Here is an 18534-nt window from a genome sequence, read left to right on the forward strand (position 1 = left end):
AAAAAAGGGTGCAAACCGAGTTTACACCCTATTCTGAATGGGGTGAATTAGCCGCCAAATACAGCAAATTTCAATGCCCAAAGAGCCGCAACAATCCAGACCATATAAGGTACAGTTTTCGCTTGCCCAGTCAGCAGCTTGATTAATGCGTAGCTAATAAAGCCCATTGCAATACCGTCGGCAATTGAATAGGTAAATGGCATGCATACGATGGTTAAAAATGCAGGAACGGCTTCAGTGATATCATCCCATTCAATGTTGACGATCCCTTGAATCATTAACACACCTACAAATAATAATGCAGGTGCAGTAGCAAAACCTGGAACCGATTGCGCCAAAGGAGCCAGGAATAAGCACAGCACAAACAACACGGCAACAACCACAGCGGTCAAACCTGTACGACCACCTGCAGCAACCCCCGCAGACGATTCAATATAAGGTGTTGTAGAGGAAGTACCCAATGCTGCACCCGCTACAATCGCAGTCGAGTCAGCAAAGAGTGCTTTTTTCAAACGTGGTAATTTGCCATCTTTTAACAGGCCGGCACGATGTGAAACCCCCACCAAGGTACCCGTCGAGTCAAATAAATCCACCAGGAAAAATACAAAGATGACCCCAACTAGACTGGCCGTGAACAGGCCTTCAAAATCCATTTGCAGGAAGGTTGGAGCAATCGATGGAATGGCTCCTACAACACCTTTAAATTCGTTCAGCCCCATTGCTGTAGCAATCGCGGTAATCACCAGGATACTGATAATGATGGCACCACGGACTTTAAAGTGATGCATCACCACAATCATCAGGAAACCCAGCAAGGTCAGCAATACTGTCGGTTGTTTCAAGTCACCCAAGCCTACAAGGGTAGCCGGATTATCGACAATAATGCCTGAATTTTTTAATGCAATCAGTGCAAGGAACAAGCCAATGCCGCCGCCAATCGCAAATTTCAGCGACATAGGAATGGCATTGACAATCGCTTCACGGATTTTAAACATACTGATGGCAATAAACACCAGCCCTGAAACAAACACGGCAGCCAGTGCCGTTTGCCAAGGTATCCCCATGCCCATACACACCGAATAGGTAAAGTAGGCATTCAGCCCCATACCCGGTGCAAGCGCGATCGGATAATTTGCAACAAGCCCCATCACCAGACAGCCAATTGCAGCTGCAAGACAGGTTGCAACAAAAACAGCCCCATGATCCATCCCAGTTTCGGATAAAATCATTGGATTGACAATAATGATGTAACACATGGTTAAGAAAGTGGTTACACCTGCAAGAACTTCTGTGCGAAAACTGGTTTTGTTTTCACTGAGCTTAAATAAGCGTTCTAGCATATTCTCTGAAGATGGATTAGGAGTCGTCATGACTTTACCCCTGTAAGTAAACTTTATGCTATCAGCACGCTATAAAATTAATGATCCGTTTCTCAAATCACCATTAAGTTTATAGATGTCCAAGCAATCAATATGCCAATATTTTCATTAAAAACAAATATTTTCTACAATGTTTCGTAGACGACAAAACAACCGGATAACAAAAACCATAAACAAAAAAGCCGCATAACTTTTATGCAGCCTCCTGAGATAGAAAGTCAAACACTTACAATGTAAATATAAGAATTCAGATCTTGGTAAATTATAACACAATGCTTTTTATTGTTTCTAAAATTTATTTTTAATTAAATTTAAATAACTTAACAATATATTTAAAACATATAGTAAAAACCCAGGCGTTAAAACTTGCTGGATTTCACATGCAAGGGCGCTGCAAAATGGGGATCCGAAGTTTCACTCTGCTCTACCACCCTATTATTTGGATTTGCTTCTACAGCCTTCAAAGATTGATGCGCATCCTGAATCAGTTGATCCATTTCCTGTCTTTTTTTCATTTGACTGTCGCGATAAACCCCGTACCCCAGTAAAACCACTGCAAAAATAAAGGTTGGAACTAATAATCTTTTCATCATAAAATTTTATTGTTCAACAATTCATCATGATGTTAACAAACATGAATTAAAATATAATGATAAAATATTTCAAAATCCTGTTTATTTTTTCGCAATAAAAATCCCGAAATTTATCGGGATTTTTACCTTGTTACTCTCATTTAAGCAGCTTGCTGCTCGTCGCGTTTAAAGACCAGCTCACCTTGTAGCGAACTCTCTGCATCAAAATAGTAACCATCCAGATTAAATGATTTTAAGTCCTCAGCACGTTCTGCTTGATTTTCAATGATAAAACGTGCCATTAATCCGCGTGCTTTTTTTGCATAGAAGCTAATCACCTTATATTTGCCGTTTTTCTGATCCAGAAAAACCGGCTTAATGATCTCGGCTTTAATTTTGCCTGGTTTGACCGATTTATAATATTCATCCGAAGCAAGATTCACCAATAGTTCTGAGTGCACCTCGGCTAAATCCTGGTTAATCAAATCAGTAATGATATTGTCCCAAAAATCATAAAGATGATGACCACGTGGATTTTTGAGCTTGGTTCCCATTTCTAGGCGATAGGGCATCATTAAATCTAGAGGACGCAACAAACCATACAGTCCAGACAACATACGCAAATGCTGCTGTGCATAGGCAATATGCTGATCATTCAGCGCATAAGCATCCAGTCCGGTATACACATCCCCTTTAAAGGCAAATAAAGCCTGACGCGCATTAGAAAAGCTCAGCTCTGGCTGCCAATCATTAAAACGCTCGACATTCAACTTGGCAATTTTTTCACTCACGCTCATTAAATTGGCGATATCTGCTGCAGAAAGCTTACGACTCACATTTACAAGTTCTTGTGAATGTTCTAGTAATCTTGGCAGTGTATGTGCATCGGTTGGAAGTGCAGATTCGTAATCTAAAGTCTTGGCTGGAGAAATTAAGGCGAGCATGAATAACCTGGTCAAAAAACAATTAAACAGACTATAACAGTAGCATTGTCTTATTGCCAATCTGTGTTTTTACTGGGTCTTAACGCTAAAATAGCCCTCTCTTCTGTCATGAGTCGGTTATTACATGTCCGAGCAAATTTTCATTCAAGGTCCTGCAGGTCAACTGGAAGTTTTTGTTGATTATCCACAGGGTGAAGTGAAAGGATTTGCGCTGGTATGTCATCCTCACCCCCTACAAGGCGGCACTCCGCAGCATAAAGTTCCAGTTCTGCTTGCTCAGATGTTTCTTGAACGCAGCTGTATTGTCTATCGTCCAAGTTTCCGAGGCTCTGGCCAAAGTACGGGTGAGCACGATAAAGGCCATGGCGAAACGGATGATATTCTAGAAATTATTCAACAGATTCGCTGTAAGCATATCAATTTGCCTTTTTATGCAGCAGGCTTTAGTTTTGGTGCCCATGTCATGGCAAAGTGTTTTCATGTATTGCCCGATGAAATTAAACCCAAACAATTGATTTTATGTGGACTACCGACTGCAACAGTTGCAGGTGTACGTCATTATGTTACACCACACATTAAAGGTGATATTCTGTTCCTGCATGGTGAAGCTGACGAAGTAACCTTGTTGTCCGACTTAATTGAATGGGCCAAACCGCAACGCCATTTACTCACCATCTTACCCGGTGCAAATCATTTCTTTACTGGATATTTAAAGCAATTACGCGTTGCTATCTCCCGCTTTCTTGTAGACGAATAAGCTGACAGCAGTATAGAGCATCTATTTTATATATGGTTTATACATGGCTGCAAATAAAAAGAGGAGGCTAAGCCCTCCTCTTGGTTTACTCATGGGGTCAAAATAAATATTTAACCTTTCCATGTAAAACCACTAAAAGATTCGTCTTCTTTTAAGGTATTTTCTACTGCTTGGGCCAATTGATTCAATAAACTTTGTTCCGTAATACGATCTAGCCAGTCCTGATCTTCAGCTGGGTAAGAAGTAATCTCGCAGACCAGGTGCCCTTCTGCATCACGACTCTGGCAGGTGACAGATAATGGCAAAGATTGATTGTCTACACTTACCGCAACCTGATCACCACTTTGCGACAAGGTCTGGAAACCGTATTGACCGAGTTCTTTAGACAATAAATCTGCAACATATTCCTGAGTCACATGGCAGTCATTCGTTTGCTGTGACACATGATTATGCTTTTCACAGTTTGCAGTAAATTCTAATTTTCTCATCTGTGTATCCAAAGACATTATTGTTGTATGGTTTTAGCATAAGCAATAAAAACAAAACAGCCAAGCGAAAGCTTGGCTGTTGTTTAACAAATATACAAAATTAGACTAATTATTCACTGACTTGAATGGCTAAACCAGCTTGATTGGCCAACTCAGTGAAAGTTGGGAAACTGGTTGCTACAGTTTCGGTGCCAATAATTTTAATTTCGCCGGAAGTACGCAAGCCCGCCATGGAAAAACTCATGGCAATACGGTGGTCATGATGCGATTCAATTTCACCACCTGTGAAAATTGCAGACCAGTCACCAGACTTGCCCTTACCTTCAATGATGATGCCATCATCGGTTGGCGTACAGTCAATGCCCATAGTCTGCAAGCCATCTGCCATTACCTGAATACGGTCAGATTCTTTTACCCGAAGCTCGGCAGCACCAGTCAAAATGGTTTGACCTTCAGCACAAGCTGCAGCAATAAATAAAGCTGGGAATTCATCAATGGCCAATGGCACCTGATCTTCCGGCATATGAATACCTTTTAAGGTGCGCGTGCCGCGAATACGAATGTCTGCAATCGGTTCACCGCCTGCGATACGTTCGTTTTCAACAGTCAAATCTGCACCCATCTGTTTCAGGATTTCAATGACACCGGTACGGGTCGGGTTAATCCCTACCGCTTCCAAAGTGACATCGGAACCTTCAGTAATGGCAGCACCCACCATAAAGAATGCAGCGGATGAAATATCAGATGGAACCTGAATATCAGTACCGACCAATTTACCGCCACCTTGCAGGGAAATACGGTTACCCTCAGTTTTTACTTCATAACCAAAGGCACGCAGCATACGTTCGGAATGGTCACGGGTCGGTTCCGGTTCAGTCACCGATGTTTCCCCTTCTGCCCAAAGGCCCGCCAGTAAAATCCCTGATTTCACCTGAGCCGAAGCCATTGGTAAGTCGTAATGAATACCTTTAAGCTTTTGATTGCCGGTAATGGAAACGGGCGGTGTACCACGCTCACCTGTAGTCTGAATCTGTGCTCCCATTTCACGTAACGGTTTAGCAATACGTTCCATTGGACGCTTTGACAAGGATGCATCACCAGTCATGACTGAATCAAACTTCTGTGCACAGAGCATACCGGAAAGCAGGCGCATGGAAGTACCCGAGTTGCCCATGTATAAGGCACTTGCAGGGGATTTTAGGCCATGCATACCTACGCCATGAATAGTCACGTCACCATTTTTAGGCCCTTCAATACTCACGCCCATATCACGGAATGCTTGAAGTGTTGCCAATGCATCTTCACCTTCAAGGAACCCGCTAACATGTGTGGTTCCTTCAGCAATCGCACCAAACATGATGGAGCGGTGTGACACAGATTTGTCACCTGGCACGGTAAATTTACCTTTAAATGTCTTATCACCCGGCAAAATGGTAAATTGTTGTGTCACGTTATCGTTCTCCATCAAAGGTTTTTTAGCGAGCATATGATTGAAGTGTTGTCGCGCAGCTTGTGCATGCTCCAACAGTCCAATCAATGCCTTGGAATTTTCATCTTCAATGAGTTTGCGAATTTGAGCCAGTTGCTGCTCAAAGCCATCCACTGCATTTAAAATTGCTTTTTTATTGGCAAAAAAGATGTCATGCCACATTTGCGGGTCACTCGCCGCGATTCGGGAAAAATCACGAAAGCCCCCAGCGGCATAACGAAAAATATCCAGATTATCTTCCCGGTTGGCCAGTTGCTCAACCAGGTTAAAGGCCATTAAATGCGGAAGATGACTGGTATGGGCCAGCACTTCATCGTGCTTGTCCACATCCATACAAATCACTTCTGCCTTGGCAGCTTGCCACAGTTGAACCAGTTTATCCACAGCCCAGTCAGCACTGCTTGGTAATGGCGTCAAAATGACTTTATGATTGGCAAACAAATCAACCTTACCTGCATGCACGCCAGTATGTTCCGCACCCGCAATCGGATGACCCGGAACAAAACCTGCCGGCAGGTTTTCACCATATACGGCTTTGGCTGCATCCACCACATTGCCTTTGGTACTGCCCACATCGGTAATGATGGTGTTCTCTGACAGATAAGGCTTGATGGTTTCTAACACCTTTTGCGTTGCCCGCACAGGTAAAGCCAAAACCACCAGATCTGCACCTTGCACCGCATCTACGGGATTGCTATAGCCCTCTTGAATCAGTCCAAGCGCTTTTGCATCATCCAACGTTTTTTGCGAACGCGTTGAGGCAACAATTTGCTTTGCCAGTTTTTCAGCAATGATGACACGAGCCAGACTTGAGCCAATCAGCCCAAGTCCAATAAAGGCAACTTTTTCAAACAGTGGCTGAGACATGGCTTAGGCTTTTTCCTCTACCGCATCAGGAGCTAAATCGAGTACTTTCGCCAGTGCTGTCAGGAATTTGGCATTTTCCGCTTCAGTACCAATCGATACACGCAGATGATTTGCAATACCCACAGGACGTACAATTACGCCTTCTTTTAACAAGGCATTGAACGTTTGTGCTGGATCAGCCTGTACATCGACCAAAATAAAGTTGGCACGAGAAGGTACATAGTTCAGCCCCAAAGCTTTAAAACCAGCTTCGAGCTGTGCCATACCCGCCTTGTTCACTTCACGCGATTGCTCGATAAAGTCTTCATCCTTGAGTGCAGCAACCGCAGCAACCATGGCAAGATGATTGACGTTAAATGGCTGACGAATACGGTTCAGGTAATCTGTTACTTCTGGCGATGCCAAGGCAAAACCAACACGCAGTGCAGCCAGACCATAACATTTAGACAAGGTACGGCTGACAATCAGGTTTGGATACTGCTCCAGAAATTTCAGGCTGTTGAAGTTTTCCGGGAAATATTCCACATAAGCTTCGTCCAGAACAACAATGACATTTCCCGGAACTTTTTGCATGAAAGCTTCAAATTCGGCTTCTTCAAACCAGGTTCCCGTCGGGTTATTTGGATTGGCAATAAAGATCAGTTTGGTATTGTCTTTAATTGCTGCTGCCATGGCATCCAGATCGTGAGCAAAACCTTTGGCCGGCACTTCAATCGCTTCTGCATTAATCGCTTGAGTCACCAAAGCATATACGGCAAAAGCATGCTGGCTATAAATTACCGAGTCTTTCTCTGAAACGAATGCGCGGGCAAACATTTCCAGCAAGTCGTTTGACCCATTACCTAAAGTAATACGGTCAGCAGTTACACCAAATTGTGCCTGAATCTGGTCTTTCAAGATAAAACCGCCACCATCCGGATAGCGACCAATTTCTGCCAGTTCAGCTGCTACAGCCTGTTTGACTTTATCAGAACAGCCCAACGGATTTTCGTTTGAGGCTAATTTGACAATATCAGTAATCCCTAACTCACGCTCAAGTTCACTAATAGGTTTACCTGGTTGATAAGGCTTTAACTTTGAGATGCCTTCATTGGCAGGGACAAACGACATGTTACTCTTCCGCTATTTCAAGTGATAAAAGGAATCAGCCTAAAATTAAAAAATCAAGCCGATCACCAGAGTGATTTATAAAACTGCGATCGGATATGAACCCAATACGCGAACTTCTTTGACCAAAGGACGAATTTCTTCAATTGCCGCTTTGACATTTTCTTGCTCGATATGGCCTTCCAGATCAATAAAGAATACATAGGCCCATTTTTCAGGCAATGCAGGACGGGTTTCAATACTGGTTAGACTGATGTTGTGTTTGGCAAAGGGTGCCAGAATTTCCAGTAATGCACCGGCACGGTCATGCGCTGAAATTAATAATGAAGTTTTATCATTGCCACTTGGCGGTACTTTTTCACGACCAATTACCAAGAAACGAGTGGTATTTTCCGGATTATCTTCAATATTGCTGTGCAGGATTTCCAGGTCATAAATATTGGCAGCCACTTCTGACGCAATCGCTGCGGAATGCCATTCATTGCGAATACGGCGTGCCGCTTCGGCATTAGAACTTAAGGCAACACGTTCCACGCCTGGATAATGGGCATCTAACCATTTACGACATTGTGCCAAGGTTTGCTGATGGGCATAAATCTGTTTAATGCTGTCTTTACGGGTATTCGATGACACCAGGAACTGGTGATGAATACGCAGTTCCACTTCACCAATCACGTTTAAGTGTGAAGATTTAAAACAGTCTAAAGTATGGTTCACCACGCCTTCAGATGAGTTTTCGACCGGCACCAGACCATAATGCGCACTACCCGCTTCGACTTCACGGAACACTTCATCAATGGTAGGCAGTGGACGGACAATGGCATCCTGACCAAAATGTTTCAGTACTGCTGAATGGGTATAAGTACCCACAGGCCCTAGAAATGCAATACTTTGTGGTGCTTCCAGTGCCAGACACGCAGACATGATTTCACGGAATAAACGCGCCATGGTGACGTCAGACAACGGGCCTTCATTACGCTGCATAACATTACGTAAAACTTGTGCTTCACGTTCAGGACGGTAAAACAATGGATTCTCTTCAGCAGCAAATTTTGCTTTTGCGACAGCTTCAGCCAGTTTTGCTCTTTTATTGATAAGCTGTTGAATCTGTTGGTCTACAGAATCAATATCCTGACGGATTTGAGCCAGATCAAGAGAAGTCGATGTGTTTTGATCGTCGTTGATCATTGTTATGTTGCCCTTCAAAAACGTTATGCAAACAGTATAACAATAGTTAGCTTTCAAATGTTACGCAATAAGACTTTGATTGATTCAGTCTTAAAAACATACAGTTGATTTAATCAGCAATTTTATTGCTGATGTTTTTGCCCGGAGTATTTTAAATTGCTGAGCTTTTGCCAATTCGCTAAAAAAGACACCACGGCTATACATCTGTAATTCAGCAATCTGGCTCGCAATTTTATGTCATTTCACTAAATAAATTTATTGGTATTTGCAAATAAGCTCATCGTTAAAAACACTTAATACTGAATTATTTTTAGCCATTTTCCTTATTTTCAAAGATTCGATTAAGCGATTCTGGTCGAATATCTTCAAGTTCTGCAAGCAACAGTGATCGGTATTGTAGATCAACACATTCAGGAGTCACTTCAAACCTGGATAGCTAGGATAGCTTTTCATCTCGCAATGAATAACATCACAAAACGCAATCACGCCCATCTGACCGCATACAAAGTCAAAAAATCCACAGCCATTTTGAAATAATTAACAAAATCAATCATCGGAAAAATTTTGCATGCTGACCATTTGACACATGTAGAAACAAAAGTTTTTAGTTTAATTTTTTAATATTTACAAATGCTTGAAAACACTCACCCAGGTAAACTTACAGATATTTTACAGATGCAAGAGTCCTTTACCAAACTCCATCACAAAAGTTTAATGTTTAATTTATAGTCTGTGAACAAAGCAATTCGGAGAAAAATAATGTCCAAAAGAATCGCCGTGCTAGTGACCCATGATTTTGAAGATGTCGAATATTCTGAACCTGTGCAAGCCTTTCGTGCAGCACGGCATAGTATTTTAAATATTGAAAACAAAGCAGGCAATATTGTCTATGGTCATAAGCGAAAATCAGCCGTCACCATTGACCAAAGTATAGATGATGTCACCGTGCATGATTTTGATGCTTTGCTCATTCCTGGCGGTTATTCTCCAGACCGGCTCCGTGGCGATGACCGCTTCGTGGATTTTGTGCGTAAATTTGCCCATGCAGAAAAACCCATTTTGAGCATTTGTTATGGTCCGCAGTTACTGATTACAGCCAAAGTCGTCAAAGGCCGCTTAATGACCACCATTAAAACGGTTGCCAAGGATCTGATTAATGCCGGCGCAGTCTATTATGATGTTGGTGTGGTCAACGATAATAATCTGTATATCTCATCACGCTCTCCTGATGATTTACCTGCGTTTATAGAAGAAAGCTTAATGGTTTTGAATCAATAAAAAGCACCCTGCAAAGTCAGACCTGGTGTCCAGCTTTTAGGGTGCCTCTCTATTTATTCAGCTCTTTTTTTATTGTAGCGTCTTATTCATGAATTAACGCCCCAATAAGCTACGTGCTACAATCTCTTTCATAATTTCATTGGTTCCGCCGTAAATTCGCTGAATACGGGCATCCACAAAGAAACGTGAAATTGGATATTCTGTCATATAGCCATAGCCACCAAACAGCTGTAACAGCTTATCCGCTATTTTCATCTGCATGTCGGTTGCGAAACTTTTTAAAGCTGCTGCCGTTTCCACATCCAGTTTACCCTGCATATATAACTCAACGTTCTGGTTATAAAAAGCAGCAGTCGCCTGTTCCTCAATTTTCGCCTGAGCCAAAACAAAACGGGTATTCTGGAACTGGCTAATTGGCTGACCAAAGGCTTGTCGTTCTTTGACATAAGCAATGGTGACATCAATTGAACCACGAATAGCACCAATGGCTGTTGCAGCAATCGCGGTGCGCTCACGTGGTAATTCCTGCATTAAATAGGCAAAACCTTGTCCTGGCTGACCCAGCAGCTGATCTTTAGGCACCTTGATATTATCGAAGAACAGTTCTGAAGTATCTTGTGAATGCAAACCAATCTTGTTGAGGTTGGTGCCCTTTTTAAAACCTTCCAGGTGTGTATCTAAAAGCAATAAAGACACGCCTTTTGCCCGGGCTTGCGGATCAGTTTTAGCCGCCAGTACCACAAGGTCAGCATGTTGACCATTCGAGATAAAAGTTTTGGAACCATTGAGCAGATAGTGATCTTCCTGCAGGATGGCATTGGTACGCATGGCCTGCAAATCGGAACCGGCACCCGGCTCCGTCATGCCAATCGCCCCTACCACTTCACCCGTCACCATTTTGGGTAACCAGTACTGCTTTTGTTCTTCTGTCCCAATATGCAAAATATAAGGTGCTGCTATTTCAGAGTGGCAGGAAATACCGGTGGATAGTGCGCTAAATCCGGCACGTGCAGATTCTTCTACCAGCATCAGTGAATAATGGGTTGGCACGTCATAACCGCCATATTCTTCAGGAACATCCACGCACAGGAAACCGTTTTCACCCAGCAAGTTCCAGACTGAACGCGGCATAATGCCTTCCTGTTCCCATTGTTCATAATGTGGAGCAATATGCTCATTCATAAAGCGTTTGAAATTGTCGCGGAATAATTCTAAATCAGCATCATAAGCCAACATACAGCATCCTTATATTGAGTTGTTGTAGTTCTGTCCCTTTCTCATGCTATCTACTTTATAGATATCTGTCATGCCGTATAGGCTTTATATTTTATGACCTTAGGGTCAATAAAAAAGGAAGCCGTAGCTTCCTTTTTAAATCTGCATCGATTAAGCGTGTGCTTGAGTCTCTTCTTCTTGCATTTTTTGGTCAACCATTTCAGGATTGTTTAATGCTTCATTTAATTTAACTGTATCTAATTGATCGACCCATTTTGCAACGACAATGGTCGCCAATGAGTTACCCACAAGATTCGTCAAGGCACGTGCTTCAGACATGAAACGGTCAATACCCAGAATCAATGCAAGACCTGCTACAGGGATATTTCCTACAGCAGACAATGTTGCCGCCATGACAATAAAACCAGAACCTGTTACACCTGCCGCACCTTTAGAAGAGATCAACAACACCGCTAAAAGTGTAATTTCATGTGCTAAATCAAGCTGAGTATTAGTTGCCTGTGCAATGAAGATTGCAGCCATGGTTAAATAGATTGAAGTACCATCCAGGTTAAATGAATAACCGGTAGGAATCACCAGACCCACAACTGACTTTTCACACCCGACAATTTCCAGTTTTTTCAACATGCGTGGAAGTACGGATTCAGAAGATGATGTACCCAGGACAATCAGGAGTTCTTCACGAATCATACGAATCAATTTCACAATACTGAAACCGCTGAAACGCGCGATACTGCCCAATACAATGAAGATAAACAGCAAACAGGTAATATAGAAACAGATGATGAGTTGAGCTAACTGAGCAAGTGAACCAATACCATATTTACCAATCGTAAATGCCATCGCACCGAACGCACCGATAGGCGCAAGTTTCATGATCATGTTTACGATATTGAAGAATACATGCGAAATTTGATCGATGAATTTAAGGACCGGTTTACCTGCATCACCCAATTTATGTAATGCAAAACCAAACAGCAATGCAAATAAAAGGACTTGAAGAATTTCACCTTCGGCAAAGGCACCCACCACCGTATTCGGGATGATGTTCATAAAGAAATCAACGGTCGATTGTGAAGCACCGGATTCCACATACTTGGCGATACCTGAAGTATCTAAAGATGCAGGATCAATGTTCATCCCTACACCCGGTTTTGCAATATTGATCACCAGCAAACCGATAATTAATGCCAGTGTTGAGACAACCTCAAAATAAAGCAGCGCGATACCACCGGTTTTACCCACAGATTTCATGCTTTCCATACCTGCGATACCACTAACCACAGTACAGAAAATCACCGGTGCAATAATCATTTTAATGAGCTTAATGAAAGCATCACCTAATGGTTTTAATTGCTCGCCCAAGCCTGGAACACTTTGCTTAACGCCGTCAACGATTACAGATGAACTTGGGTAAAAATGCCCAACAATAACACCTAAAATGATGGCAACAATCACCTGAAAATACAGTGACTTATAAATTGGTTTTTTAGCCATAACATTACTTCTTTAGATATTTCCAGCACTAGAAATATTCAGTTTTTGCCTATTCTTACGAATACACAGCCTTTAATCCTTTTGTATTCATCACAAAAGAACATACAAAAAGTATTGAGTAAGCTCAAATACTGGGATATAAAAAAATCATAAACTTATCATCATGAATGAATTGAATTTATAAAAAATCCACCTATTCGGTCACACATGCTGATAAGCAAATCTACATAATTTTACCTAATGTTAAATTTTACCTAATTTTTATTTGTTGATGCGGTCTATATTGTTAAGTTTGTTTAAAATACCATCGCTACTCATTAGACATTAGTCGAAATAACTAAAGTTACTTTTATTTAAATTAGGCTGAAATATTTACCTTATCTTTATAAACTATTATCCATCCTATTTTCCTTTGCCAAGAAATACTCCTTATGCAAACCAAAAGAAATATCTACAAAGATGCTGAACATCCTTTCGCACAATATGTCCGTATTATAGGCAAAGGAAAAAACGGTGCCCGTTCGCTGACTTTTGACGAAGCCTATCAGGCATTCACCATGATCCTAAAAAATGAGGTTTTGGATGTTCAACTGGGGGCTTTCCTCATGCTACTGCGTGTTAAAGAAGAGTCTGTCGATGAACTGGCCGGTTTTGTACAAGCCACCCGTGATCAGCTCAGTTTCAAAGCTTTAGATGTGGATTTGGACTGGTCATCTTATGCTGGCAAACGCAAACATTATCCCTGGTTCTTATTGGCAGCGCTGACCCTGGCACAACACGACTATAAAGTCGTGATGCATGGCGCCTCTGGACATACCATTAACCGCCTTTATACCGAACAGGTTCTGGAATATCTTGGTTATCCAATTTGCCAGAATGACAGCGAGGTGGAACAGCAGTTGCAACAACGCAATTTTGCTTATATGCCCTTAGCAGCAATTTCACCTATTTTGAGCGATCTAATTTCTTTACGTAATGTGATGGGCTTGCGCTCACCTATTCATACTTTAGCCCGTTTAATTAATCCTTTTAATGCCAAAGCTACAGTGCAGGCTATTTTCCATCCGGCTTATCGTACTTCACACCAGCAGGCCGCATTTAAACTGGGCTATCAAAATAGTGCAGTGATTAAAGGCGAAGGTGGTGAATTTGAACGGAATCCGGATGCTAAAACCTTAATCTGTGGGATTAAAAATGGCGAGCTGTACGAACATGAATTACCGAAATTAACTGAAAACCGTAGTCCTGTTGAAGAAGAACTGGATTTAGCAGTTTTTAAAGCGGTTTGGGAAGGCAAGCAAGATCATGAATATGGCGAAATTGCTGTCACTGAAACCATGGCAATTGCTTTATACACGATGGGAGCTTGTGCTTCTTATGAAGAGGCGATATTAAAAGCAAAAGAGCTATGGCTAAATCGTAAGTCTAAAATCTAATTTGATGCAGAGTATTGGATACGTGACAAAGCCATTCGCAACTGTTCGAGGCAGGACTTCATTTGATAAAAATGGTTCTGCGAAACATTCATCCCATGACACTATTAATCGAGTTTTGCGAATGGCAATGCCTTTGGTTACTTTGGGCTTATCCAAAGTAACAGAATGAGCTTCTATAAATTGAGGTTTATCGGGAAGATACAATCGCGCCTTTCAAAAAATTAAAATATAAAAAAGACACCGCAGTGTCTTTTTTATTACAAATAAATATTTAAACAAAACGAATCGGCTTGAATTCTTCGTCTTGCTGCGGGTCATGTGAATCGCAGTGTTCATCTTCTTCTTTGGTACCGCGGTCAATATAGCCACTGCGTTCAGTCTCAGGTAAATTTTTTATTTCCCAAGCATAAACCGCTTGCATACAGATTTGACGCTGCTCTTGAGTAAGTGCTACGCCATTCGGCCATTTACCAATTTCCACTGCTGTCTTTAAACGCGCAACAATTTCAGGATCGAGTACGGCCAGCATTTGTTCAATATTCATCATTTAATCCTGCTGTTGTAAAGAGTCAAAATCTTGGTTCCAGCCCAGCTTGGTACGACAAGCAATATAAAAATCATAACCGGGTGGATGAAGTAAATTCAATTTAAATGGATGTTTGCGGATATGCAAACTATCCCCGACACTGAGTGAAACGCTGTGTTGACCATCGGCACTGACCATCGGTAAAACACGGTTTTCACGAATGATAATCTTAATTTCACTATGTCCACCGACCACAATCGGGCGTGAAGACAAAGTATGCGGGTGCATCGGCACCAAAGAGATGGCATCCATACTCGGATGGACAATCGGTCCACCACCAGAAAGTGCATAAGCGGTAGAGCCGGTAGGCGTCGAAACAATCAAACCGTCACTATGCTGACGATAGACATATTGACCGTCAATATTCAGTTCAAAGTCAATCATATGAACCGACTTGCCGGAATGTAAAACCACATCATTCAAGGCAATCGCATCATAAATGCTTTCACCTTTGGAGCGGATTTCCATTTCCAGCAAGAAACGGCGGTCGAGCTGAAATTCGCCTTTAAGCACCTGATCCAGCTTAAAAATAACCTCAGTCGGCTTGATATCGGTTAAAAAGCCCAAACGCCCACGGTTGACCCCAATGACAGGGGTATTATGTCTGACCAGGGCTCGTGCGGCATGCAGCAAAGAACCGTCACCACCGACCACAATGACCAAATCCACCACTTCACCCAGTAAACTGCGGCTTACCGTTTGCGTATTGCTATAAGGGACGAGGGCTGCTGTTTCCGAATCAAAAACAGGATGTAAACCCAAACTTAAAAGATGGTCATGAATAAGACTTAAAGTTTCCACGACGGAGGATTTATCTGGACGTCCTATTAGTCCAATGTTACGAAAAGTTTTATGTGAAATTTGCACCTAGGTCATCGCTCCGCTACGATTCCTGCCTATCATAGCATTAACCCTGTTCATTTTAAAAAGCTTTAAGTTCAGATTGCATTGACCATCCAGTGATTTCAAAAACTAAACCTGATTTTAGCCAGTAATTCAGATCTGTTCGCCTTGCATGAACTTAAAGCCATAATCAACCTGATTTTTTATGCTAAAAGCCACCCGGTTTACAAAATTGCTTTAAGTAGAATAACTGAGAGGTATAGTGCTGTTCACTTGCTTTAATATGAACATATTTATTTGCAAATACGGTTTGAATACTAAAAATAATATCTTTTATAAAATCAAAGACTCATTACAAATATTTTGTGCGGTTTATTGTTATATTTTCTCTTCATTCACAGATTAATTATTGCAAAAAAATGAAAAGCTTCGCATGATTAGCACAATTTATTTGGATCTTATAATCATTGATGAAGTCTGAACGCGGTATCGGTTTAGTGGCCCTTATTTTCTCAATATTAGTCATTGGCATTTTCTTAGCTTTTAGTATCTATTTAATCCGAATGGATAATATTGTACGCAATAAATTTGAAGGTCAACGCTGGGACATTCCGGCAAAAGTTTTTGCCCGTCCTTTGGAAATTTATAGCAATGCGCCGGTCAACCAGACAGACTTCTCTCAGGAACTCAAACTGCTGGGCTATAAAAGTTCTGATAGCTATGCCCAATCCGGCAATTATGTAAGCTCCGGTAATGCAATCTATGTGCATACCCGCGGCTTCGACTTTGGTGACAGCGTTGAACCTGAGCAGGTGTTAAAAGTTACCTTTAATGATAATCAGATTGGTGAAGTCAGTGCAACCAAACCTTCTTCTACCGGCATTGCACGTTTAGAACCCTTACTGATTGGCGGAATTTATCCGCAACATAATGAAGACCGTGTGCTGATTAAGCTTAATAATGTGCCTAAACCGCTCATTGAAGCCCTGATCTCAACAGAAGACCGTAATTTTTATCATCATCATGGCATATCGGTTCGTGGTACAGCGCGTGCTGTAGTCAGTAATCTCACTGGTGGCAAACGTCAGGGCGGTTCTACCCTGACCCAGCAGCTGGTGAAGAATTTCTATTTAAGTCCGGAAAGAACCTTAAAACGTAAAGTCAATGAAGCGCTGATGGCCATGCTGATTGAGCTTCATTATGACAAAGATGAAATTCTGGAAGCGTATTTAAATGAAGTGAATCTGGGGCAAAATGGCAATTATTCAATTAATGGCTATGGTCTGGCTTCACAGTTTTATTTTGGCTTACCGCTACGTGAACTGAATATTGCCCAGCAGGCTTATTTAGTCGGTCTGGTACAAGGACCGTCCCTGTTTAATCCATGGAAAAATCCGGAAGGTGCAAAAAAACGTCGCGATATCGTGTTACACAACATGCTGGTGATGGGGTATCTGACCCAAGAACAGTATGAACGAGAAGTTGCACGACCATTAAATGTCATTGCAAAACCTACTTTGGGACCTGCCCGCTTCCCGGATTTCATGGATATTGTACGTCGACAGCTACGCACCGAATATCAGGAAGGCGACCTGACCAATCAAGGGTTAAAAATCTTTACCACGCTGGACCCGATTGCCCAAACCAAGGTACAGGAAGCATTTAAAGCATCTGTTTCCAATTTGGCCAATGCCAACCCGCAACGTTTAAAAGATTTGCAAGGTGCTGTTTTAATCTCTCATCCTGAAAATGGCGAACTGGTTGCCGCTTTAGGTTCGACTCAGGACTTTACTGGCTTTAACCGTGCGCTGGATGCAAAACGTCAGGTCGGTTCCTTGCTTAAACCGGTCATTTACTTAAGTGCAATCGAGTCTGGACGCTATAATTGGGCCAGTCCCATTGAAGATAGTGCCATCAGCATCTTAAGTGAAGGTAAAAACTGGACGCCTAGGAATTACAGTGGTGGTGCACACGGTGTTATTCCAATGTCGGAAGCCCTGGCAAACTCCTATAACCTCGCGGCAGTACGTTTGGGTCAGGAATTTGGTATTTCCACCTTTAGCAATCATCTGAAAAAATTTGGCGTGACTGCCAATATTCCAAACTATCCGTCGATCTTCCTGGGTGCAATTGATATGTCACCGATGGAAGTGATGAGTATTTACGGCAATTTTGCAACCGGCGGTTTCAAATATCCTATCAAGTCCATTCGCTCAGTGGTCGATTCCAATGGACGCCTGCTCGATCGTTATGGTCTGACGCCACAACAAACCATCGATGCTTCTGCAGCTTATATCTTAAACTATGGCCTACAACAAGTGATGAGCTCAGGTACGGGGCGTGCCGCTTATAGCGCTTTCCCTGCCGACTTGAAACTGGCAGGCAAATCAGGTACCACCAATGATACCCGTGACTCATGGTTTGCAGGCTATTCAGGCAATTATCTCAGCGTAGTCTGGCTGGGTCTGGATAATAACAAGGTGACTGGTCTAACCGGTTCTTCAGGTGCACTTCCGGTCTGGATTAATGTCATGAAACAGTTGCGTCAAAAACCGGTTAACTTGCGTCAAACTGACAGTGTGCAATGGCAATGGATTGATCGTTCGACGGGTCATCTATCCGCACAAGGCTGTGAAGGTGCGATGTACATTCCCTTACTACGCAGTAACATGCCACGTCAGGCCACCGGTTGTGGTATACCGCATTATCAGGTAGAACCTGCTGACACACCTAATACTGAAAACAATCAGACACCCGTAGATCAAAACGATAGTATTGGTAACTATATTCGTGAAAGTGAGACTGAAACCCAGAACGATGGTTCTACCAATCAGGTCATTTCAAGCGGTAGTTATAACAATTAAGGG

15 protein-coding genes are annotated in these 18534 nt (G+C 42.2%); 4 read left to right on the forward strand and 11 right to left on the reverse strand.

What is annotated here, in order from left to right:
- Positions 1-47: 47 nt before the first annotated feature.
- From FTT83_RS07940 to yaaA, 3 genes are all read right to left on the reverse strand, one after another.
- Complete coding sequence (locus FTT83_RS07940) at positions 48-1370, reverse strand: NCS2 family permease (protein WP_166166715.1); 1323 nt, start codon at positions 1368-1370, stop codon at positions 48-50.
- Between the two features lie 368 nt (positions 1371-1738).
- Positions 1739-1972, reverse strand: a complete 234-nt coding sequence (locus FTT83_RS07945) for a hypothetical protein (RefSeq protein WP_171263168.1) — start codon at positions 1970-1972, stop codon at positions 1739-1741.
- 140 nt (positions 1973-2112) lie between these two features.
- Complete coding sequence (gene yaaA, locus FTT83_RS07950; protein ID WP_086195610.1) at positions 2113-2895, reverse strand: peroxide stress protein YaaA; 783 nt, start codon at positions 2893-2895, stop codon at positions 2113-2115.
- A 124-nt stretch (positions 2896-3019) separates the two neighbouring features.
- Between yaaA and FTT83_RS07955 the strand changes: the two genes are divergently transcribed.
- A complete protein-coding gene (locus FTT83_RS07955; RefSeq protein WP_086195611.1) occupies positions 3020-3652 on the forward strand; it encodes an alpha/beta hydrolase in 633 nt (210 codons plus the stop codon).
- A 110-nt stretch (positions 3653-3762) separates the two neighbouring features.
- Here FTT83_RS07955 and FTT83_RS07960 read toward each other — a convergent pair whose 3' ends face one another.
- The 4 genes from FTT83_RS07960 to pheA form a co-directional block, all read right to left on the reverse strand.
- The gene (locus FTT83_RS07960) at positions 3763-4140 is read right to left on the reverse strand and encodes a hypothetical protein (protein ID WP_180041840.1); all 378 of its coding nucleotides are present in this window, start codon (positions 4138-4140) and stop codon (positions 3763-3765) included.
- Between the two features lie 109 nt (positions 4141-4249).
- A complete protein-coding gene (locus FTT83_RS07965; RefSeq protein WP_180081373.1) occupies positions 4250-6496 on the reverse strand; it encodes a bifunctional prephenate dehydrogenase/3-phosphoshikimate 1-carboxyvinyltransferase in 2247 nt (748 codons plus the stop codon).
- Positions 6497-6499: 3 nt separating this feature from the next.
- Positions 6500-7606 (reverse strand): histidinol-phosphate transaminase, encoded by a 1107-nt coding sequence (gene hisC / locus FTT83_RS07970; protein WP_180081372.1) that lies wholly within the window; start codon positions 7604-7606, stop codon positions 6500-6502.
- A 75-nt stretch (positions 7607-7681) separates the two neighbouring features.
- Positions 7682-8791, reverse strand: a complete 1110-nt coding sequence (pheA, locus tag FTT83_RS07975) for a prephenate dehydratase (RefSeq protein WP_086195615.1) — start codon at positions 8789-8791, stop codon at positions 7682-7684.
- A gap of 759 nt (positions 8792-9550) precedes the next feature.
- Between pheA and FTT83_RS07980 the strand changes: the two genes are divergently transcribed.
- Positions 9551-10069 carry a type 1 glutamine amidotransferase domain-containing protein gene (locus tag FTT83_RS07980; protein ID WP_086195616.1) on the forward strand — a complete coding sequence of 173 codons (519 nt, stop codon included), beginning with the start codon at positions 9551-9553 and terminating at the stop codon, positions 10067-10069.
- A 93-nt stretch (positions 10070-10162) separates the two neighbouring features.
- On the opposite strand, the gene FTT83_RS07985 is transcribed toward FTT83_RS07980, so the two are convergent.
- Together FTT83_RS07985 and FTT83_RS07990 are read right to left on the reverse strand one after the other, a co-directional pair.
- On the reverse strand, positions 10163-11305 hold the full coding sequence (locus tag FTT83_RS07985) for an acyl-CoA dehydrogenase family protein (RefSeq protein ID WP_180041847.1): 1143 nt from the start codon (positions 11303-11305) through the stop codon (positions 10163-10165).
- A gap of 150 nt (positions 11306-11455) precedes the next feature.
- On the reverse strand, positions 11456-12802 hold the full coding sequence (locus tag FTT83_RS07990) for a dicarboxylate/amino acid:cation symporter (RefSeq protein WP_180041849.1): 1347 nt from the start codon (positions 12800-12802) through the stop codon (positions 11456-11458).
- 431 nt (positions 12803-13233) lie between these two features.
- Between FTT83_RS07990 and FTT83_RS07995 the strand changes: the two genes are divergently transcribed.
- Positions 13234-14238, forward strand: coding sequence for a glycosyl transferase family protein (locus FTT83_RS07995; protein ID WP_180176496.1), 1005 nt, complete (start codon positions 13234-13236; stop codon positions 14236-14238).
- A 271-nt stretch (positions 14239-14509) separates the two neighbouring features.
- On the opposite strand, the gene FTT83_RS08000 is transcribed toward FTT83_RS07995, so the two are convergent.
- Together FTT83_RS08000 and FTT83_RS08005 are read right to left on the reverse strand one after the other, a co-directional pair.
- Entirely contained in the window at positions 14510-14782 is a 273-nt protein-coding gene (locus tag FTT83_RS08000) for a YeaC family protein (protein WP_086195677.1), read from the reverse strand.
- A gap of 3 nt (positions 14783-14785) precedes the next feature.
- Positions 14786-15691: an NAD(+) kinase gene (locus FTT83_RS08005; protein ID WP_180041853.1), complete on the reverse strand. Its 906-nt coding sequence runs from the start codon at positions 15689-15691 to the stop codon at positions 14786-14788.
- Positions 15692-16137: 446 nt separating this feature from the next.
- On the opposite strand from FTT83_RS08005, the gene mrcB reads away from it, so the two are divergent.
- A complete protein-coding gene (gene mrcB / locus FTT83_RS08010) occupies positions 16138-18531 on the forward strand; it encodes a penicillin-binding protein 1B (RefSeq protein WP_180176502.1) in 2394 nt (797 codons plus the stop codon).
- Positions 18532-18534: the final 3 nt, after the last annotated feature.

Source organism: Acinetobacter sp. YH01018, assembly GCF_013420295.1.
Taxonomy (GTDB): Bacteria; Pseudomonadota; Gammaproteobacteria; order Pseudomonadales; family Moraxellaceae; genus Acinetobacter.